This window comes from Haloferula sp. A504 (genome assembly GCF_044385805.1).
Taxonomy (GTDB): Bacteria; Verrucomicrobiota; Verrucomicrobiia; order Verrucomicrobiales; family Akkermansiaceae; genus Haloferula.
In genome coordinates this window covers 1-19,616 of record NZ_JBISBU010000061.1, presented here as the reverse complement: position 1 = coordinate 19,616, position 19,616 = coordinate 1, and the positions used below count along the sequence as shown (strand labels likewise).

9 protein-coding genes and 1 pseudogene are annotated in these 19,616 nt (G+C 62.5%); 4 read left to right on the top strand and 6 right to left on the bottom strand.

Going from position 1 to position 19,616, the window contains the following annotated elements; all coding sequences use genetic code 11:
• Positions 1–95: 95 nt before the first annotated feature.
• The 5 genes from ACG2LG_RS20065 to ACG2LG_RS20045 all read right to left on the bottom strand — a co-directional run bounded on the left by ACG2LG_RS20065 (position 96) and on the right by ACG2LG_RS20045 (position 9,834).
• The gene (locus ACG2LG_RS20065) at positions 96–3,785 is read right to left on the bottom strand and encodes a tandem-95 repeat protein (protein ID WP_396262065.1); all 3,690 of its coding nucleotides are present in this window, start codon (positions 3,783–3,785) and stop codon (positions 96–98) included.
• An 88-nt stretch (positions 3,786–3,873) separates the two neighbouring features.
• The gene (locus tag ACG2LG_RS20060) at positions 3,874–4,527 is read right to left on the bottom strand and encodes a discoidin domain-containing protein (RefSeq protein ID WP_396262063.1); all 654 of its coding nucleotides are present in this window, start codon (positions 4,525–4,527) and stop codon (positions 3,874–3,876) included.
• A 290-nt stretch (positions 4,528–4,817) separates the two neighbouring features.
• Positions 4,818–7,733 carry an Ig-like domain-containing protein gene (locus ACG2LG_RS20055; protein ID WP_396262062.1) on the bottom strand — a complete coding sequence of 972 codons (2,916 nt, stop codon included), beginning with the start codon at positions 7,731–7,733 and terminating at the stop codon, positions 4,818–4,820.
• Between the two features lie 125 nt (positions 7,734–7,858).
• Positions 7,859–9,289 (bottom strand): FecR domain-containing protein, encoded by a 1,431-nt coding sequence (locus ACG2LG_RS20050; protein WP_396262060.1) that lies wholly within the window; start codon positions 9,287–9,289, stop codon positions 7,859–7,861.
• Positions 9,290–9,315: 26 nt separating this feature from the next.
• A complete protein-coding gene (locus ACG2LG_RS20045; protein WP_396262058.1) occupies positions 9,316–9,834 on the bottom strand; it encodes a sigma-70 family RNA polymerase sigma factor in 519 nt (172 codons plus the stop codon).
• Positions 9,835–10,258: 424 nt separating this feature from the next.
• Here ACG2LG_RS20045 and ACG2LG_RS20040 point away from each other — a divergent pair, with 424 nt between their 5' ends.
• Complete coding sequence (locus tag ACG2LG_RS20040) at positions 10,259–10,891, top strand: hypothetical protein (RefSeq protein WP_396262056.1); 633 nt, start codon at positions 10,259–10,261, stop codon at positions 10,889–10,891.
• Here the strand turns inward: ACG2LG_RS20040 and ACG2LG_RS20035 are convergent.
• Positions 10,888–11,952, bottom strand: a complete 1,065-nt coding sequence (locus ACG2LG_RS20035) for a GntR family transcriptional regulator (protein ID WP_396262055.1) — start codon at positions 11,950–11,952, stop codon at positions 10,888–10,890. The two genes, ACG2LG_RS20040 and ACG2LG_RS20035, sit on opposite strands and share 4 nt — an antisense overlap.
• Positions 11,953–12,083: 131 nt before the next feature.
• Here ACG2LG_RS20035 and ACG2LG_RS20030 point away from each other — a divergent pair, with 131 nt between their 5' ends.
• The 3 genes and pseudogenes from ACG2LG_RS20030 to ACG2LG_RS20020 all read left to right on the top strand — a co-directional run.
• Positions 12,084–12,755, top strand: a complete 672-nt coding sequence (locus tag ACG2LG_RS20030) for a hypothetical protein (protein WP_396262053.1) — start codon at positions 12,084–12,086, stop codon at positions 12,753–12,755.
• A gap of 188 nt (positions 12,756–12,943) precedes the next feature.
• Positions 12,944–19,306, top strand: a complete 6,363-nt coding sequence (locus tag ACG2LG_RS20025) for an Ig-like domain-containing protein (protein ID WP_396262051.1) — start codon at positions 12,944–12,946, stop codon at positions 19,304–19,306.
• Positions 19,306–19,616 (top strand): annotated as a pseudogene (locus tag ACG2LG_RS20020) (hypothetical protein); the annotation flags it as partial. The gene ACG2LG_RS20025 and the pseudogene ACG2LG_RS20020, both read left to right, overlap by 1 nt.

Sequence of the window (19,616 nt, the reverse complement as noted above, 5' to 3'; positions counted from 1 at the left end):
TGTGCCTCAGTGGCTTAGGGAAGCCATGACCACGTGAAACGCGGCAAGACTGACGGAGGGCCTTTTTTCCGGACTCTTCGGAGGCTCGGGCCGTCTCACGGGCTGACGACCACCTTGAGCCGGGCGAAGAGTTTTCCACTCGCGGCGAGGGACTTGGGAATGGTGACGATCACGGGAGTCAGGCCGTCCACGGACGCGCCACTGTCGTCGATGCCGACTCCCCCCGCTCCATGCACGGCCGTCGTCCAACCGCTCAGGTTCGGGCCGTATTCCACGGTGATCGTGGTCGTCCCGTCCGCCTCGGCGGCGTCGCTGCGGCCGAAGGTGAACACGAAGTTGCCCGGATCGCTGTTGTCGAAGGTCGGCAGCCGGTCGATCGCGTTCTCATTGACGTCCAGTGCGCCCAGCGCGTAGGCCACGGCGTTCGGCACGCCGTCGCCATTGGCGTCGCCATCGGCCGGTGCGCCGCCGGACCAGGTGGCGAAGTCGGAAGTGATGCCTCCCGACGCACTGCCGAAGCGGATTTCATACAAGGCGAAATATTGGGGGTCGCCATGGTTTTGCAGGTTACTGAACCGGATGTGCGTGGCCCCGGACAGGGTGTCGAAGGTCGCCGTCCTTGCAAAGGAAGGGTCACGATCGCTGCCGCCGATGGCCCAATCCGCCATGTTGAGCGATGCGGCGGAAACCGGAGCGCTGTAGGTGCCGCCGCCGTCGGTCGAGAAGGAGATGTCGAAGGTCCTGAGGTTCCGGTCTCCGTCACGCTCGTAGGTCCAGTAATACACCTTGTCCACATTGTAGGACCCACCGAGATCGAAGGTGAGCACCTCGTTGCCGGCGGAAACGGCGGTCGAAGCACTCAACCAGTACCAGAGAGCATTATAGGCATGGGAATCATCCAGGACACTGGAAGGGTCCGACACGTCGGACAGACCACTGCCGTCGATTACCTTGTCGATGGTTCTGGTGTCACCAACATCCGAGGTCGAGGTCACACCGACAGGCGTGATCACGCCTCCGGCCGGGGGCGGCGGTTCTTCGGAATTCACGTTGATGTGGAGGGCCGCCTCGACCGGTGCTGCGAGGCCGTCGCTCACGCTCACCGTGAAGACATTGTCACCCACATCGCCGACCCCAGGGGTTCCGGAAAGGGCACCGGTGGAGGAGACGCTAAGCCACCCTGGACCGCCGATCTTGGCAAAGGTCAGGCCATCATCATCCGGGTCACTGGCGGAACCCGAGATCGTGGCGCTGTAGGCGGCACCCACGGTCGCATCCGCCGCGGAGAAAGGATCGGCCGCGAACGCTGGCGGATCGTTCACGTTGGCCACGCTGATGTTGAGGGTCGCCTGCACCGACACGCTGCCGTCGCTGACGCTCACGGTGAAAGCGTTGGGCCCGACATCGTCATTGCCCGGGGTGCCCGAGAGCGCACCATCCGTGCCGACAGCCAGCCAGGCCGGGCCGGAGATCTTGGAGAAAGTCAGTTCGTCCTCGTCGGCGTCTTCGGCATTGTCGGACAAGGTGGAAACATAAGGGATGTCCTGGGTCGCGCCGGTTTCATTGACGGGGTCGCTCAGCCAGTTGGGCGGGGTGTTGCCCGTGGCACCCGCGGGCGAACCGAGGAAGGCGACGTTGTCGAGAACACCGGACGAGTTCCCGCTGCCGCCATTGAACGTGAGCGTGAAGACCGCCGATTCGCCGTCCGCCAGCTGCGTGTCCGACAAGGCAGGTGCCAGGTTGAAGTCGAAGTCCGGGTAATCCACCGCCCCGGAAACGTAAGTGCCGTCATAAGGCAGACCGCTGACGGTGGCGATCGTGGTGCCGGCCGGTCCCAGGCTCCCGCTGACATAGGTAACGACGATTTCGTCGGGCGAGTTCGCCCGTCTCTTGTAATCGAAGTGCAAGGAATCGACCGAATAGGCGGAGCCGGTGTTGTTGGTCAGGGTCAGGGTGACGGTCTTGTTGTCCGACTCGCGCAGAAGCAGGCCGGTCGTATTGGTCGTATTGGCTCCGGCCACCGTGCCGAAGGTGCCATCATTCGATGTGTAAGTGGACAACACGCGGTTGGTGTTGGTGGCGGCGGTCGCGGAGAAACCGGTCACGGTCGAATCGGCCGCGTAGGGCGTCGAGGTGTCGGCCCAGGAATCCCAACTGGCGAGAATCGGTGCAGGCGGGGGCAATACGGTGATCTGCAAGGTTCCCTCGACCGGCGGGGCGCTCCCGTCGCTCACGCTCACGATGAAGCTGTTCGCGCCCAGGTCATCGATGGTGGGCGTGCCGGAGAGCGCACCGTTGGACGCGATGGCGAGCCAGCCCGGACCGTCGGCCTTGGCATAGGCCAGGCCATCACCGTCGGGGTCGCTGGCAGAACCCGCGATGCTGCCGCTGTAAGGGGTGTCCTGGTTCGCGTCCGTGGCGGAAAATGGGTCGGAGTTGAAGGCCGGCGGGTCGTTCACGTTGGCCACGCTGATGTTGAGGGTCGCCTGGACCGGTGCGGCGAGGCTGTCGCTCACGCTCACGGTGAAGCTGTTGGGTCCGACATCGTCATTGGTCGGCGTGCCGCCCAGCGTTCCATCGGGTGCGACGGTCAGCCAGGCTGGACCGCCGACCTTGGCGAAGGTCAGCGGGTTGCCGTCGGAGTCGGAGGCGTCATCCGCCAGTGTCGAGGCATAGGCAACATCCTCGGTGGCGGCCGTTTCGGTGACGGGATCGCTCGACCAGACCGGCACGGCATTGGTCGAATCCACCAGGAGCGTCGTGTCGTCGGGGATCGCCACCGTGGTAACGAGGGGGTTGCCCGCCGTGTCGCTCAGGGCCGCTCCGGCGCTGATCTGCAATTGCAGTTCGCCAAGGGTGGTCGGGGTCACCTCGACGGTGAACACGCCCGGCGCGATCTCGCTGACGCTGCCGATGGTGATGTCGGAGCTGCCCGCATTTGAGAAGTCGCCGGCATCCACGGACGTCCAGTTCATGTCCTCGCTGAAAGTGACGGTGTAGGTGACCAGCGTGTTGGTGCTTACCGGACCGCCGGATTTGTCATCCACGATGCTTGTCAGCGTGGGTGCGGTCTCGTCCGGGTCCGCTTCGAGGACCCGCTGGAGTTCCGGCGTCAGCACGTTGGCCTCGCCGAGGGCGCTGGGATGCACCGCATCCCTCATGTAGGTCTGCCAGGTCGGAAAATCGTTGGTGTAAACCTCCAGCCAGTTCGGGTAGTGGTCGACGAGGATCGTGCCGCGCTGCGCCGCGACATCGCGGTAGATCTGGTAGTAGCCGTTCAAATCGACCCGAGGACTGAAGGGCGAGGTGTCGGGCGGCAGGCAGTTCATCGTCTGCAGCACGATGATGACGTTCGGGTTCTGCGCCACGAACTGGTCGATCATCCAGTTCAGGTTGTCCTCGGACTGCTGTTTGGTGATGTTCTTCACCGTCGCGGCATCGTTCATCGAGAACTCGATGAACACCGCGTCCGGGTTCTCCAGCAGTGCGGCCGGCGTCTGGCTGGAGACCCCATCGTCGGAGGCCGTGCCGCCGACCGCCAGATTGACCACGGTCACCGTTCCCGGCCCGGGGGATTCGCCATTCAACCAGGTCTGCAAGGCTCCCGGCCAACTGCCCCCGTCGGTGAGGCTCGTGCCGATCATCACGATCTTGACGTCGTCACCCGCGCGGACCTTGGCCAGCAAGGCGCTTTCGGCGGAGGCCGGAAGTGCCGCAAAGGCCCATGCGGCGAGCAGGGACAAGGCGGCGGGAATCAGATGTTGCGTGAATGCCTGGGTTTTCATGGGTGGTTCTGAAACGGATCAATCTTGGATAAAAAAGATCGCGTGGGCTTTGCCGCACGCGATCCTGGTGAAAGCTGGCAGTCGCCGTTCAGCGACGGCGGCGCAGGAGCATCAGGACACCCAGGCTACCGAGCAGTGCTGCGGAGGAAGGCTCGGGAACTGCGCCCAAACGGAGTTCATACAAGGCGTAATATTGAGTATCGCCCCAATTGGTGATGTTGCTCAACTGGACATCGGTGACATCGGTTTGCGCATCGAAAGTCGCGGTTCTCGCAAAAGAAGGATCACGAGCACTTCCACCTTGAACCCAGTCCGCCATGCCGAGGGTTGAGGCAGCAACCGGGGTGCTAAAAGTGGTGCCACCATCGGTCGAAAAAGCGATATCAAAGGTTCTGATGTTCCGATCTCCATCGCGCTCGTAGGTCCAGTAGTAAAACTTATCAATGTCGTATGCCGCGCCTAGGTCGATTGTAATCACTTCGTCATTGGCGGTGCCTTTATTAGCAACCGCAGTCGATGCGCTCAGCCAATACCAGGCAGCATTGTAGGCATGGGAATCATCCAAAACGCTGGTAGGATCCGATACGTCAGTAAGACCACTGCCATTGATCACATTCTCGATGACTCTGCTGTCGCCGACATCCGAGGTTGAGGTCACACCAGTCGGCGTGATGACAATCGCCCCTTGAAGGGATGGCGCAATGGCGATGGAACTCAGAGCGAGCAGGGATTTGAGTTTCATGTTTTTTTGGATCGTGGGGTTGGATTGAATCGTTTCGTTCGAAAAACCTGTCAAATGGACCGGGATTTCAAGGGGAAGGAAGGATGTCCATTCAGGTTCAAATGTCCGGAGGTCCGGGAATTCGACATGGGAAAATGCATTTTTTCACGCCTGCCCCCGTTTCTCCTGCATTCGTCGCCCCCGGAAGGTCACGATGATCGCCTGGTTGGCGGGCACAGGCTGGCTGGCGGAGCGCCATTTTGTTGTCATTGAGGGGGCGGCAGGGAGAGCGGGCGGCTTGCCGGAGTCCGTCACGGGCTCACCGCCACCTTGAGGCGGGCGAAGAGCTTGCCGTCGGTCGCCACGGTCTTCGGGATGGTGACCACCACGGGCGTCAGACCACCCACGGAGGCACCACTGTCGTCGACGGTCACGCCGTCTCCCGCGTTGGGGGCGGCGGTCCAGCCGCTCAGGTCCGTGCCGTATTCCACGGTGATCGTCGTGCTGGCGTCCGTCTCGGCGGCGTCGCTGCGGTCGAAGGTGAACACGAAGTTGGCCGGGTCGCTGTTGTCGAAGGCCGGCAGCAGGCCGATCGCATTCTCGTTCACATCCGCCGCGCCCAGCGCGTAGGCCACGGCATTCGCCACGCCGTCGCCGTTGGTGTCGTCCTCGGCCGCCGCGCCGCCGGACCAGCCGGCGTAGCTGGTTCCCGTGCCGACATCGTCGTAGGTCAGCGTGATGGTCCCCGTCCAGGTCCCGCCTTGGGGCGTTTCCCAGCCGAAACCGCGGTAGCCGTTGCCGAGGAACAGCGCGGTGGTCGCCAGGTCGATGTCGCCGGTCCAGTCCGCGTCGGTCTTGGTCTCGGTGAGAGAGGTTCCGATGCCATCGTTGCCCCCGCTCCACACGAGCGTGTCGCCGACGACGCCGAAATCCTGATTGGCGCCCACACTGGTGACGGCCAGCGAGAAATCGCCACCGGCCGTCCCCGGGGGGCCGAGGAGGACGGTCAGGTCCGACGCGTAGTTGCCGTCGCTGCCGCTGTCGGTGGCCGTGAGGGTGACATCGTTGAAGGCGATCGAGCGCAGGATGGAACCGGTCGGCAGGGTCGTCGGCAAGGGCAGCCCGATCGGACCGCCGGAGATGAACTCGCCGGCCTCGATGGTGGTACCGGCACCCAGGTCGATGACCAGCGTCGGGGGAGGTTCCGGTCCCACCGTGACCGTCACGGTGTAGGTATTGACCGTGTCCGGATCCGTGGCGGTGTCGGTCACCGTGTAGGTGGCCGGATTCTGCACCGCGAAGGTCGGCGACGGCGGCGAGCCGCTGGCGGGGATGCAATCGCCGGAACTCAGGGTGAAGGTGGGGGCCAGGTTCGAGAGGTCGGTGCCGAATGGCACCTCGACGGTGATGGTCTTGGCGGCCTGGTTGATGGTCCCAGCGGCGCCCTCCGCCTGGAAATCGGTGATCAGCGCCGGCACAGGGGGGCCTCCGAAGCGGAGTTCATACAAGGCGAAGTAGGAGGGGTCGCCATGGTTCTGCAGGTTGCTGAAACGGATATGCGTGATTCCGGACAGCGTGTCGAAAGTCGCTGTTCTTGCAAAGGAAGGAGCGCGATCGTTCCCCCCGATGGCCCAGTCCGCCATGTTGAGCGAGGCGGCCGGAACCGGAGTGCTGAAGGTGCCGCCTCCATCGGTCGAGAAGGAGATGTCGAAGGTCCGGAGGTTCCGGTCGCCGTCGCGCTCGTAGGTCCAGTAGTAGACCTTGTCCACGTCGAAGCTCCCGCCCAGGTTGAAGGTCAGTTCCTCGTCACCGGCGGAAACGGCGGTCGACGCACTCAACCAGTAGGCGCTGGTATCGTAGGCATGGGAGTCGTCGAGAACACTGGAAGGATCCAACACGTCGGTGAGACCGCTGCCGTCGATCGCCTTGTCGATGGTTCTGGGGCTGCCGACCGTCGAGGTCGAGGTCGCACCAGTGGGCGTGATGTAGCCTCCGGAAGGAACTTCGGAGAAGTCGACACCAGCCGTGGCGGTGATGGTCACCGCCTCGCTGGTCGCGGTGAAGGTTTCGAGGCCGGCGGTGCCGGACTTGACGGTGAAGGTCGCCTCGCCGTTGGCATCGGTGGTGGCGGTTCCGGCGGGGGTGACGTCGTTCTCGCCATCGCCCGCAAGCGAGACCAGCTTGCCGGGAAGCACCAGGCCGCCGCCATTCCTCAGCATGACGGTGACAGTGGAGGTGCTGACGTCATTCGCGGGAACGGAAGTCGGCGAGGCCGACACGCTCGAGTTGCCGGCATCGACGACCGGGCTCTGGAAGTCCACGCTGGCGGTCTGCGTGACCGTCACGCTGTCGGTCGAGGAGGTGGCGGTGAACACCTCGGTGCCGACGGTGTTGGAACTGACCGTGAAGGTGGCCACGCCGGTGGCATCGGTGGTCTGGGTGGCGGACGGGCTGATCGTCGGCGTGCCCGGGCCGGAAGTGTTGGCCAGAGTGACATCCTCACTTCCCACCGGAACCCCGGAAGCGTCCTTGAGCGTCACCGTGATGGTGGAAGCTGAAGTTCCATCCGCGAGGACCGCCGACGGCGAGGCCTCCACCGTGGAGGTGTCCGCGTCCACCGTGCCCGCCGCAGGGACTGTTCCCTCGAAGCGGATTTCGGCCAGCGTGTAATAAGAGGTGGATCCATAGTTTTGCAGGTTGCTGAAGCGGATGTTCGTGACTCCTGCCAGGGTGGTGTTGAAACTGCGGCTCTCGACCGTTGACACGGTATTGGTTGAGAGCCCGATAGTCCAATCCGCCATTCCAAGCGATGCCGCCGAAACGGGAGTGGTGAACGTCGTGCCGCCATCCGTTGAGTAGGAGATGTCGAAAGTCCTCATGCTACGGTCCGCGGTGCGATTGTAGGCCCAGTAGTACAGCCCGTTCACATCGAAAGGACTCCCGAGATCAAATTCCAGGACTTCCCCACCAGCAGCGGGACTACCGTTTTCGCTCATCCAGTAATCCGTGCCAAAACCGGAAGTATGAGTATCATCCAGTTCACTGGAAGGGTCTGAAACATCAACGAGACCTGAGCTGTTGATCGCTTGGGCAATGTCGTCCCTGGGATCAGTCCCGCCGATTCCTGTCGTCGAGGTCGCGCCGACTGGCGTGATGACGTCGCCGACTGCCGGCAGGCTGAACAAGGCGAAGATCGCCGGGAGGGTGAGTAAGTTTTTTGGCTTCATGGCTGGCTGGGATGCATGGGGGTTCCATGTCTTCATGTCCTGAAGCCGGATGATTCGACACAAAACCTCCGTGCATTCGAATGCGGGGGGCCGCCATCGGATGCCCGGTCGCCGCCGGCCCCGATCTACTGCCGGGTGCGGACTTCAAGCATCGGGCCGGCAGCCTCGGGGTGCTGGCTGGAGGCGAAGGCGTGGACCAGGCTCCACGAGTCCTTCGGCATCGAGGAGGAGGCCAGCAGGAAGCCAACCACTCCGGTGCGATCCTGACTCACGAAGCGGGTAAGTTCGGCGGACTCGAAGACCACCGGCCCCTCCAGACGGCTGCGTTCGATCTCGAAGGAGCCGAGCAGGCTCACCTCGGATTTGTCCAGCTCCGCGCCCTCTCCCACCGATCCGGGTGCATCCACCCATTTCAGTCCCGTCGAATCCCAGTGCTCCAGGTCCGGGACATCACGGATCCCATACACCTCGATGGTGGTGGACTCGGGCAGCAGATAGGCGTAGCCCCTGCCACTGGGCACGAGGTTCAGCCGCAGAGCCGCCTGCTCGAGCTCCCGCGGATCGAGCCCGTCGAGGTCGAAGGCAACCAACGCGCGCCGGTCCTTGGACCAGAGGATGGGATCGAGGCCCTGCTCGTTCGAGACGGGAATATCCCTCTTCACCATCAGCAATTCCGATTCCAGGAAATCCTCCCGCATGTCGCCATGGACGATCGAGGTTTCACGGCCGTCGGTACGGAAGCGAAGCAGGCCCGAATTCGTCGTCCGCTCGGATGGCGAGGGATCGGCAGCGGCCGCATCCCCGATGCCGGACTGGGTGAGGACGACCCGGTCGCCCCTGAGCACGTCGGCCGAAGACTGCGTGCCGTCGTGGTGCACCGAGATCCGCCCGCTCAAGACGCCGAATTCGACCTGGTCGCTGCCTTCTTCGAGCGACACCGCGAAGCGGGTGCCGTGATCGACGGCATGGCCATTGGGGGTTTCCACCACGAATCCCTGCGCCGACTCGGGCATTTCGAAGACGGCCTTGCCGCGGCTGAGCCGGCACCGCATCGGGTCCAGCAGCTCGATGGTCACCGGGGCCTCGAGGTCAGCCACGGCACCCGACTCGAAACGCAGGCTGGCCAGCCCCTTCTCCAGGCGCATGGTGCCCGGAACCAGCCGGGCGCCCTCACCGATCATGCCGTCCGCGGACCACGCCGCGCCTTCCTCCGAGACGATCGTCGCCACGTAGTCCGGATCGTCGCCAGCCGCGGGGCGGAAGATGAGGAATGCGGCAAGCGCCAACATCGCCGCGATGCCGGCAGCCACGGGGACCGCCCAGCGGAAGAGGCTCGGACGATGCGAAGCCATCATCGCAGGTGACAGGATTTCGGCCGGGGTCGCTTGGCATTCCGAATGAAGGTTGGCCTCCAAGCGCATGCGGGAGCGGAATCGCCGCCGCAGCGCAGGGTCCTCGAGCAGGCGCGCTTCGAGTTCCGAGAACTGCTCGCGGTCGATCGTGCCGTCGCTGATCCGGTCGATCAGTTTGTCGAGGTCGTCATGGGGATCGTTCATGTCGTAAAAATGGTTCAAGTGCCGGTTCAGAATCCGAGTTCGGACATCCGTTGTTCGATGCAGCCGCGCAGGGCGGCCCGGGCTCGTTCGAGCGCCTTGTAGAGCCCCGCCACGGGTCGGCTCATGTCCCGGGCCAGGTCCTCCATGCGGACCTTGGTCGTGGCGTAGTAGCGGCGGACCAGGGCAAGCTGGTGCGGCGGCAGGCGCTCCATGCATTCGCGCAGTGTCCGGCGTTCGGCCCGCGCCCGCTCCGATTCCTCCCCGGCCTCCTGCGCGTTCAGTTCCACCAGCGCCTCGGAAAACACCAGCCGGCTGCGCCGCAGTTTCCTGAGTCGGTTCATCGCGGTGAGACGGACGAAGGTGTAGGCCCACGGAACGAAGCCCTCTTCGTTCTCGAGCGAGTCGATCCTTTGCCACATGGAGATGCAAGCGTCCTGCACGACATCCTGCGCATCCTCGATCGACGGGATCAGGCTGATGGCGAATCCGCGCAGTTCGGCCTCGTGCCGCACGAACAGCCTGATGAAGGTTTTCTCCCGGATCATCCCGACATAAGTATGTCCACCAAGCTTGGATTTCGACATCAATAAACCGAATCGCGGGCCTTTGCCGTCCAAGCGCCGATTTCGCGCCTCAGGGCGTGGCACAGCGGCGTGGAGAGCGCGTGGCCGATCCGGCCGCCGACGATGAAGATCAGATCCTGGAAGCCCGGATGAAGTTGGAAAATGACCTGAATCCTGTAACGTTCAGGTGCTTCGCTTCGTGTCCTACCGGCAGTGTAGTCACTCTGACCGCGAAGCAAGATGGCATTAAGGAAGAAGCAGGAGGGGGCCGCCTTGCAGGCCTATGTGACCCTGATGACCACACATCAGTCCAATCTTCGTGCCTTCATTGTCTCGCTGATGCCGGGCAGCCAGGACGGACATCCCGGCGACGATTCCCTACCGCGGCACCAGTTTCGTGCCGCAGATGCATGGCCGCCGCGGCATCCCGCGGCCTTGGGTCCACCACGGGTTCCAGAGTGGCGTCGCCGTCAGCGACGGCGAGTGGCGGCTCGACAATTCCGGAACCCTGCGCGACAGCCGCAACCTGCCCGCCGAACCGGTGGCCACCCCCGGGACCGAAGCCGACGCCGCCCGCGCCAGGCTTGAGGAACTGCTCGATGCGGATGACGGGGCAACCTCCGCGCTCGACGGCTGGCGCACCCGTTATTTCGGCGACGATGCCTCGAATCCGGGCTTGGAAGCCACGCTGTGGGGGCATCTCGCCAACCCGGACCAAGACAGCCTCATCAATCTCTTCGAATACCTCCTCGGCTTCAACCCGCGGCAGGCGGACACCCGGGACGGGCCGCTGTCCTTGTCGGTGGCAAGCGGCCGGCCCGCCGTGCACGCGATCAGCCGCATCGACGACCCGTCACTGGCCGCGAGGCTGCAAAGCTCGCAGAGCCTGTCCGGCTGGGTGGCGGCGGACACAATGCTCAACCTCGAGGCCGCCCCGGCCCTCAACCGCAGCTTTGTCGAGTCGGCCTATCGGTGGCCGGAGGAGAGCCCGGTACCCGGCCGCTTGATGCTCCGCTTTGAAGCTTCCGACGAAAATTAGCTTTTCGGCACAGGCCCGATCGTGCCGCCTTCAATCAGCTGGGCCCAGGTGATGTTTTTCCGCCGGTCGTCCTTGCCCCGGCTGATGTTGTTGACCCATTTGACGATGCGATTGACCGCGGCCCGGGGATCCCAGTCGATGTGCGTGATCTCCGGGCGAAACCAGTCAAAGAGAGGATTCCACTCGTAACAGGCCATGGAAACATCCCTGGGGGCCACGATTTCCTTCCGGGCCAGATGGTCGCGGGCGGCACAGAAGTAGCACGCCTGGTCCAGGAGGAGGGCCGTGGGGGGCGTATATTTGAAGAGTGAGTCCAGCAAGCGCGGCAAGCCCTCCGGAGTGCCCTCCCAGTCGGGCAAATTGTAGGACCCACTCTGGATTCCGTGCCGGCTCAGCAGCTCCATGTAAAAGCGTTCGGGCACGCCGAACGTCGGTTTGCGGCGCTCCTCGGCCACGATATTGACGATCCGCCGGTGACCCAGCGCCACCAGGCGGTCCACCAGGGCACCGATGGCTTCCAGCTTGTCCGGAAGCACCCCGGCAATCGGGACATTCCGCATCCTTCCAAAAAGCGCGAAGGCCGGCGTCGGCTGGCCGACAAACCACTCCAGCAGCGCCCTCGGTCCGCCCGCCACGATCCAGGCATCCGCCCGGGCCTTGCCCACCAGCTTCGCCACCCGTTGCAGATCGAAGTTCAACTCACGAAGACTCTTTTCGGCAAAGCTCGCCCGGTGACCGGACTGGTGCAGGCGGAAGATCGATTCCAGAAAGTAGTCGGTGCGCTGGTCCGCCTTGTCGTAGTGCAGGATTTTCACATTCAAGCCCTGCCCCCGGATTTTCGCCGGAACCAGTTTGATGCGACGGCGGCGTCCCCGTCCCCGCGATTGCAGCAGTCCTTCCTGCTCCAGTCGCTCCAGCGCACGCTCCACCGTCCGCCCGTTCACCCCGAGTTCCTCCACCAGCCGGTTGCGGCCCGGCATCAGCCCCGTCCAGCGCCCCTGCTCCAGCTCCTTGCGCAAGTGCTGGGCAACCTGCTCGGCCACGGAGGATGTTTTCAGCATGGGTGAAAACCTCACCTAAAACGCACAAGTGGGCAATTTGAAAATGCTGGTCGGCCCATCTCCGTCGATCAAGGTTTCCACGTCAGGGGAAACCGCACTTCCCTTTGAACCAATCCGCTCTGATCATCATCATGAAACCGCAAGACGCCAAATTCCCGAACACGTCTTTTTTCACGAATGCCGGCAGGCTCGCCGCGCTCGCAGCAGGCATGCTGCTCGCCACCTGCATGGCTTCTGCAGCTGTCATCACGACGATGACAGTTAGCGGGGGCACTGGGTTCAGTGCTGAAACAGCGCCTGACAGACTCATTGGTCCGGGGATTACGGCGAGCGGAGATGTCACGACATGGACGCACACCAACACAAGTTGGCCTTCAGATGTTCACTGGCTGACTGTTTTTGGTAGTGATTCATGGGTCGAATTTGATCTTGGGGGCACCTATACCGTGGGCACGGCTCATATCTGGAACTTTAATACCTCGGAAGCAGATCGCGCAGCCCGGTCAGCTAGCACTGTGCGCTTGATCTTCTCTGAAAATTCCACTTTCGGGGATGCTGACGACAGCTTTCAGGATTTGTCATTGAGTCCGGGAACCGGGCTTACTACATATACAGGTGAACATATTGCTCTGACTCAAGTTTCAGATGTCACAAACATACGTCTCGAGATTTTGACAAATGGCGGCAATACCTTTGCAGCTATGTCTGAAGTCCGCTTCAGCGCCATCCCCGAGCCCTCCAGCTTCGCCCTAGTGGCTGGCATGTTCGGTCTGACCTGTGTCAGGCGACGTCGCCGCGGCTAACCTGTGCCACGCAAGACCGTCATCGGTTCTTTCAAACCCCATGCTTTAGAGCCGGGGTTTCTCTTGTTCCACAGCAGGTTCATGTGCCTTCGATCAAGACGGATCGCCGGGCCCTGCGATCGCATGTTCACCGCAAACTTGTAGCGACGGCACGATAGTGCCGTCGCTTGGTAGATATGCATCATTCTATGTCCATCCTCCGAAATCCCCGAAGCCCCGTCTTGAAGTTCGCCCTTTCAGTCCTGCTGACTTGTCTCTGCGCCGCACCGGCCCAGGCCGAGCATTACAAGGTCGTGCTGATGGGCGGACAGTCCAATATGTTCGGTTTCAGCACGGAAGCCGCCAATCTACCGGGGGATCTGCAGGGTTCACAGGAGGATGTGCTTTTTTACTACGGGACTTTCCACACCTTCCTCCAGTCCGGCAGTGGGGGGACCTGGGGCAGCGAAATCTCTTTCGGGCGGACGATCGCCGATGCGTTTCCGGAGGAGAAATTCATGTTCATCAAGCATTCGGACGGCGGCACCAGCCTTTGGAACGAATGGAACCTGACGAACGGTCGGAGCTACAATCTCTTCAAGGAAGTGGTCGGCTTCGGGTTGGATACCCTGGCGCGTCAGGGCCACACCTACGAGATCGTGGCTATGCTCTGGTCGCAGGGGGAGCGTGACGCCTGGAACGACCGCACCACCGAGCAGTATCAGAACGACTTCGAGGCCTTTATTGCCGACATCCGCAGCCGCTACGGTGCCGACTTGCCCTTCTTTTTCACCCGGCTCTCGGTCAAGCAAACCGCGCGTCCGATCGAAGCGGTGCGTTTGGCGCAAGACTACGTGGCGGCCCGCGATCCCAATACCCATTTGATCGATGCCGACGCCTACGGCATCCTGGGGGACAACCTGCACTACACCGAGCAGGGCTACATCGATATGGGCCATGATTTCGCCCAGGCCTACATCAATACCCGGTCGGGCGGTTCGACGACCGACGAGACCGCCCCGCGCATCAGCTCGCTCACTCCGTTTCACGACGCATCTGGAGTGCGGCTCAACTCGGCGCTGCGCATCGCCTTCAGCGAAGAGATCGTTTTGGGCACCGGCTCGATTACGCTCCGCAAGAGCGACGGCAGTCTGGTCGAGACTTACGACGCGGCCAATCCTCCGGCCAATCTCACGCTATCCGGCAACACCCTTGAGATCGATCCAAGCGTCGATTTCCTCGCCGATACCAGCTACTACATCGAAATCGATGCCACCGCTATCGACGACCTCGCCGGCCATAGCTTCGCGGGTTTCAGCGGCGACGGCACCTGGAGCTTCACGACCGCAGGCGGCCTCATCAACGGCAGCCGGATCGTTGCCTCGGCCTCGGCTCCGTCAATGGGGAACACCGCATTCAATTTCAACCAGGGTGTTCAGGCCTGGCACCCCTACCGGACGATCGATGGCAGTGGTCTGAGCGGGGGCGAACACGGCACTGCGGACCATACCGCATGGCTCACCAGAGATGAAAGCATCCAGGGCGTGCGTCCCGAGGTGGCCGAGTCCTATATTCAGTGGGACCTGGGAGGAAGTTACCCGCTCGATTCCATTCATCTTTGGAATGCGGCCCGGAGTGGCGACACCGGAACCGGCATCCGGTCGGTGGACATCTACTATTCGAACATCCCCTTCCCGGGTGATCCGGAAGGCGAGGGTGCCGCCAACTGGACCCGCCTCGGCGGCAGCTCTCTCGAACTGCCGCAGGCCCCGGCCACAGGCAATATCGGCTTCGATCTCGAAACCGCCACTTCGATCACCTTGCCTACCACCGAAGTGCGCTACCTCCGTTTCGAGGTCAACAGCAACTGGAACGGAGACGACAGCTACACCGGTATCGCCGAAATCCAGTTTACCGCCGCAGCGGGGAGCACCGATTCGTCTTCTCCCGGCATCAGCGTGCTCAGCCCGGCAAACGGCGCGAGCAGTGTGGAGCATGCCGCGAATCTCCGCCTCACCTTCACCGAGGACATCGCCCTCGGCAGCGGCAGCATCACGCTTCGCCAGTCCGGCGGTGCAGCGGTGGAGAGTTTTGATGTGGGCACGCCTTCTTCAACGCTCTCGGTTTCCGGCGCCACGCTTACGATCCATCCGAGCAATCTACTGGCCCCCTCCACCGGATACCACATCGAGATCGACGGCACCGCCATCGAGGATCTTGCGGGTAACAGCTTTGCTGGCATCAGCGGAGACAGTACGTGGAGCTTTACCACGGAAGCTGCCGATAACACCGCACCGGGCATTCAGGCACAGAGCCCGCGCCCCGATGAAACCGAAGTCAACCCCGCCGCGAATATCATCCTGGTTTTCGACGAAGCAGTCGCCTTCGGCACGGGCAACATCACACTGCGCCAGTCCGGCGGTGCAGCGGTCGAGAGTTTCGATGTGGCTGCGCCCGGCGACGGGCTGAGCCTCTCCGGAGCGACTCTCACCATCAACCCGACAGCCGCCCTCGCCGATTCGACCACCTTCTACGTCGAGATCGACGCCACGGCCATCGACGATCTCGCCGGGAACAGCTTCGCCGGAATCAGTGGCTCAAGTGCCTGGAACTTCACCACCGTCGTTCCGGATGTCACCCCGCCGGGCGTTGCCTCACTCACCCCGGCGAGCGGCGCCAACGACTTTTTCCCAAGCAATAACCTGGTGATTGTCTTCGATGAATACATCGCGCTGGGCACCGGATTCATTCGCATCCGCAGGGTTAGCGACGACTCGGTGGTCGAAAGCTTCGACGTCGCCAGTCCGGCCTCCGGCTTCCACTTCCTCGGCGACACCATCACGCTGAACCCGGCGAGCGACCTCCCGCTGGGAACCGATTTCTATGTCGAAATCGAGAGCACCGCGATCCTCGACAACGCCGGCAATTCTTACCCGGGCACGAGTGGCTCGACCACCTGGAACTTCAGCGTTCCTGCAACTGTGACCTATCCCACCATCAGCTACGTCGACACCCAGTATGACATCGAGACAGGCGACAACAATACGACCATCGGCTGGCGCAACACCAATCCGGCCAAATCATTGGATATCGACGGCGACAACATCGTCGGCAGCGACGGCTACTGGGTGGCCGCGGGGTCTGTTCTCGTGCTCGACCCGCCCTATGCCGTCACGGAGCGGCTGAGCCCGGGCTTGAACGGCCCCTACGGCGGCAGGGTTTTCGACGATCCCACCAATGCGGGTGGCAACGATGTCGGGCTGAAAACCCTGCACGATTCGAGTGCCGGCAAAGGGCAGGAATCGGCACCGCTGCTCGGATTTGAAATCACTCAGGACCTACCCGCCGGGACCACCCTGCGGGTGGGGATCCTTGTCGATGCAAACGGCAGCCCCGACCCGACTCCCAACACCGCCAGCTATACGCTCAAACAAACTTTTGGCGGGACCGCGACCGCCACCAGCACCCCCATTCCCTGGACCGGCGAGAGCATGGATGTGGTTTACTTCGATCTCATCGATCTGCAGCCAACCCACCAGTTTGTCATCACCTGCACCACCTCGAGTTCGAATACGGTATATCCCTCGGACTTCGAGCAGGTCCTGGGCCTGACCTTCGACACCGGAACCTCCGGCCCGGATGAGACCCCACCGGAGGTCGGCACATTCGATCCCGCCCACACGGAAACCGGGGTCAGCCTTTCCACCAACCTGAGTGTCGCGTTCAACGAGAACGTCGCCTTCGGAACCGGCACGATCACGCTCCACCAAAGTGGAGGCACCCTGGTCGAGAGCTTCGACGTCGCCAATCCCCCGGCCGGACTCACACTCGCCGGAAATACCGTCACCATCGATCCGGCGGCCGACCTGAGCCCTTCCACGACCTATTACATCGAGATCGAGGCGACCGCCATCGATGATCTCGCCGGGAACAGCTTCGCGGGCTTCATCGGGGACAGCACCTGGAGCTTTACGACCGGAACGCCCGATCTTGCCGATCCGCAAATCCAAAGCTTCAACCCCACCAACGGGGCGAGCGCGGTGCGCGTTAGCTCCAGCCTCGTGATCACCTTCGACGAAGCGGTGGCCTTCGGGTCGGGAACGATCACGCTCCGCCAGTCCGGCGGGGCACTGGTCGAGAGCTTCGACGTTGCCAACCCCGGGAGTGGCCTCAGTCTTTCCGGATCCACACTGACCATTTCCCCGAGCAGCAACCTCGCCGCATCCACGGGCTACTACATCGAGATCGACGCCACGGCGATCGACGATCTAAGCGGCAACAGCTTTGCCGGATTCAGCGGCGACGGCACCTGGAGTTTCACCACGGCGGACGTTGCACAAGGCGCGACGATCAGCTATGTCGATGCTCAGTTCGGGATCGAGGACGATGCGGATGACCCGACAAGTGGTTGGCGCAACACCACGCCAGCCAAGCCGCTGGACATTGATGGCGACAATATCCTGGGAACCGATGGATACCACCTCCACAATCTAACAAGCGCTCCTTCCTACGGCACCGTCACCGTGCTTCCGGGAGCCAGCGGGTTCGGGCCCTACGGATCCGCGAAGTGGGACGACCCCAACAATCCTGGCGGAGCTGATCTGAGTGGAGACAGACTCTTCAGGCAGGACGGCGGCTACACGGTAGGAACGCTCAGCATTCCCATACTCCAGTTTGAAGTCACCGGAACAGATCTTGACGGCAGGACTTTGCGCTTGGGGATTTTGTGCGACGCGATCGCCGACGGCTCGGGAACAGCCAGCTACACCATCACCCAGACCTCGGGTTCAGGCACAGATTCCGTCACCTCGGACATACTCACTTACGACGGGAATGCCCTCGACGTGGCCTTTTTCGACATCACCGGTGCCGTTGCTGGCGATGTGTTTGTCATCCAGACCACGACAATAACCGCACCAGGCTTTCCCAATCCGGCAAATTTCCAGCAGTTTGTAGGATTTACTTTTGACTCCGATGCCGGCGGCTCCGACACGACGCCTCCCGACATCAGTTCACTCAGCCCGGCAAACACTGCGACCGGAGCAGCTGTTGCGACCGACCTGAGCATCACCTTCAATGAAGACGTGGCCTTCGGCACCGGCTCCATCTCCCTTCGCGAATCCGGCGGTGCGCTGGTCGAGAGCTTTGACGTGGCGGGCCCCGCAGCAGGGCTGAATCTCTCCGGCTCCACGGTCACCATCAACCCCACATCGGACCTTGCGGACTCGACGGGCTACTACGTCGAAATCGACGCCACCGCCATTGATGACCTCGCCGGCAACAGCTTTGCCGGCTTCACCGGCGACGGCACCTGGAGCTTCACCACGGTAGAGATCGACAACACCGCTCCGGGCATTCAAGACCTCAACCCCGGCAATGGAGCGATTGATGTCCCCACCAACACAGGCCTCGTCATCACATTTGACGAAGACGTGGCCTTCGGCACCGGCTCCATCACCCTTCGCGAATCCGGCGGCGCGCTGGTCGAAAGCTTTGACGTGGCTGGTCCCGCAGCAGGTCTGAGTCTCTCCGGTTCCACCGTCACCATCAACCCCACATCGGATCTTGCGGACTCCACCACCTATTACATCGAGATCGATTCCACCGCCGTCGATGACCCCTCGGGCAACAGCTTCGCTGGATTCAGTGGTGAGGGCACCTGGAGTTTCAGCACTGCGGAATCGACAACACCCTCAGGAATTGTGCCGACCGGGTATGCATATGGCAGCGGAGGGAGTGCCCCCTCTGGCACTGCCGGTGGAGACGCTGATAGCCTATTGACTGACGACATCATCTCCGATGGAGCCTGGAATGATGGAAAGAATGTCTATTTCGACGCAGGTGATTCACCCGCAGCATCCGTTACCTTCACGTTCGCAGAAGCCATCGCCTTCGCCACGATCGAGGTCTACGAACATACGAACCTTCCAAGTGGCATCGCTTCCGTCGAGGTATCCACGAGCACGGATGGCATTACTTTCTCGAGCCCTACTTCGTACGCTTTTGGAACCGGCACCGCAGTCCCTGGGACTACTTATGCCGAACTGCACACCCTCGATGTCTCCGGCCTCGATGCTGCCAAATACCTGAAGCTCGACTTTTACGCCAACTCCGGGAGTTGGATGACGCTCACTGAAATCGATTTCACGGCGGCCAGCGGCCCGGGCAACACCTTCGCCGACTGGACCGACGGCTTCACCGGCCTCGGCGGATTGACCGGCCTCGACGACGACCCGGACGGTGATGGTCTTGCCAACGGCCTAGAAGCCTGGTTCGGCACCCATCCCGGTCAGTTCAATGTGGGCCTCGAAGCCCTCTCCACCGACGGGATCACCGCCACCTTCACCCACCCGCAAGCAGCCGAGACGCCTTCGGATCTGCACGCCATCTACCAGTGGTCGCCGAATCTGGAAGATTGGTATGCCGGGGACGGCCTGGACGGTCCGCCGGGAGGCCCGACGGCCACGATTGCCCCGAGCACCAGCGGAACAACCACCACCGTCATCACAACACCCAATGAGGGCATGAGCGCTTTCTTTCTGCGGCTTCGCGTGGAACAAATTGCGCCCTAATGAATCGGTCCTGCGTCTTTCCGTTTCTCCTCCTCGGGCTTGCCCGCCTCCTGCCGGCCGCCGAGGTAGCCGGTGGCCAACACCGCCGCCTTGATGACGGGAACCTCCTGCTCGACTTCAGGAAGGTCGCCTTCGGCAACCTGAAAGCAAGGCTGCCGGAGCCGCTGCCATCGGGCGGACTCAAGTTTCATTTCGGCGAAGCCATGAGGGACGGGCGTGTCGATCGCGACCCGCCGGGCTCCGTGCGCTATCGTTTGGCGGACGTCCGGGAAACCGGGGCAGCCGGAGAATGGCAGGTCGTGGCTCCACC

Coding starts and splice junctions, on each gene's coding strand:
- ACG2LG_RS20065 (WP_396262065.1), bottom strand. CDS start 3,785: ATGAAAACCCAGGCATTCACGCAACATCTGATTCCCGCCGCCTTGTCC.
- ACG2LG_RS20060 (WP_396262063.1), bottom strand. CDS start 4,527: ATGAAACTCAAATCCCTGCTCGCTCTGAGTTCCATCGCCATTGCGCCA.
- ACG2LG_RS20055 (WP_396262062.1), bottom strand. CDS start 7,733: ATGAAGCCAAAAAACTTACTCACCCTCCCGGCGATCTTCGCCTTGTTC.
- ACG2LG_RS20050 (WP_396262060.1), bottom strand. CDS start 9,289: ATGAACGATCCCCATGACGACCTCGACAAACTGATCGACCGGATCAGC.
- ACG2LG_RS20045 (WP_396262058.1), bottom strand. CDS start 9,834: ATGATCCGGGAGAAAACCTTCATCAGGCTGTTCGTGCGGCACGAGGCC.
- ACG2LG_RS20040 (WP_396262056.1), top strand. CDS start 10,259: ATGCATGGCCGCCGCGGCATCCCGCGGCCTTGGGTCCACCACGGGTTC.
- ACG2LG_RS20035 (WP_396262055.1), bottom strand. CDS start 11,952: ATGCTGAAAACATCCTCCGTGGCCGAGCAGGTTGCCCAGCACTTGCGC.
- ACG2LG_RS20030 (WP_396262053.1), top strand. CDS start 12,084: ATGAAACCGCAAGACGCCAAATTCCCGAACACGTCTTTTTTCACGAAT.
- ACG2LG_RS20025 (WP_396262051.1), top strand. CDS start 12,944: ATGTCCATCCTCCGAAATCCCCGAAGCCCCGTCTTGAAGTTCGCCCTT.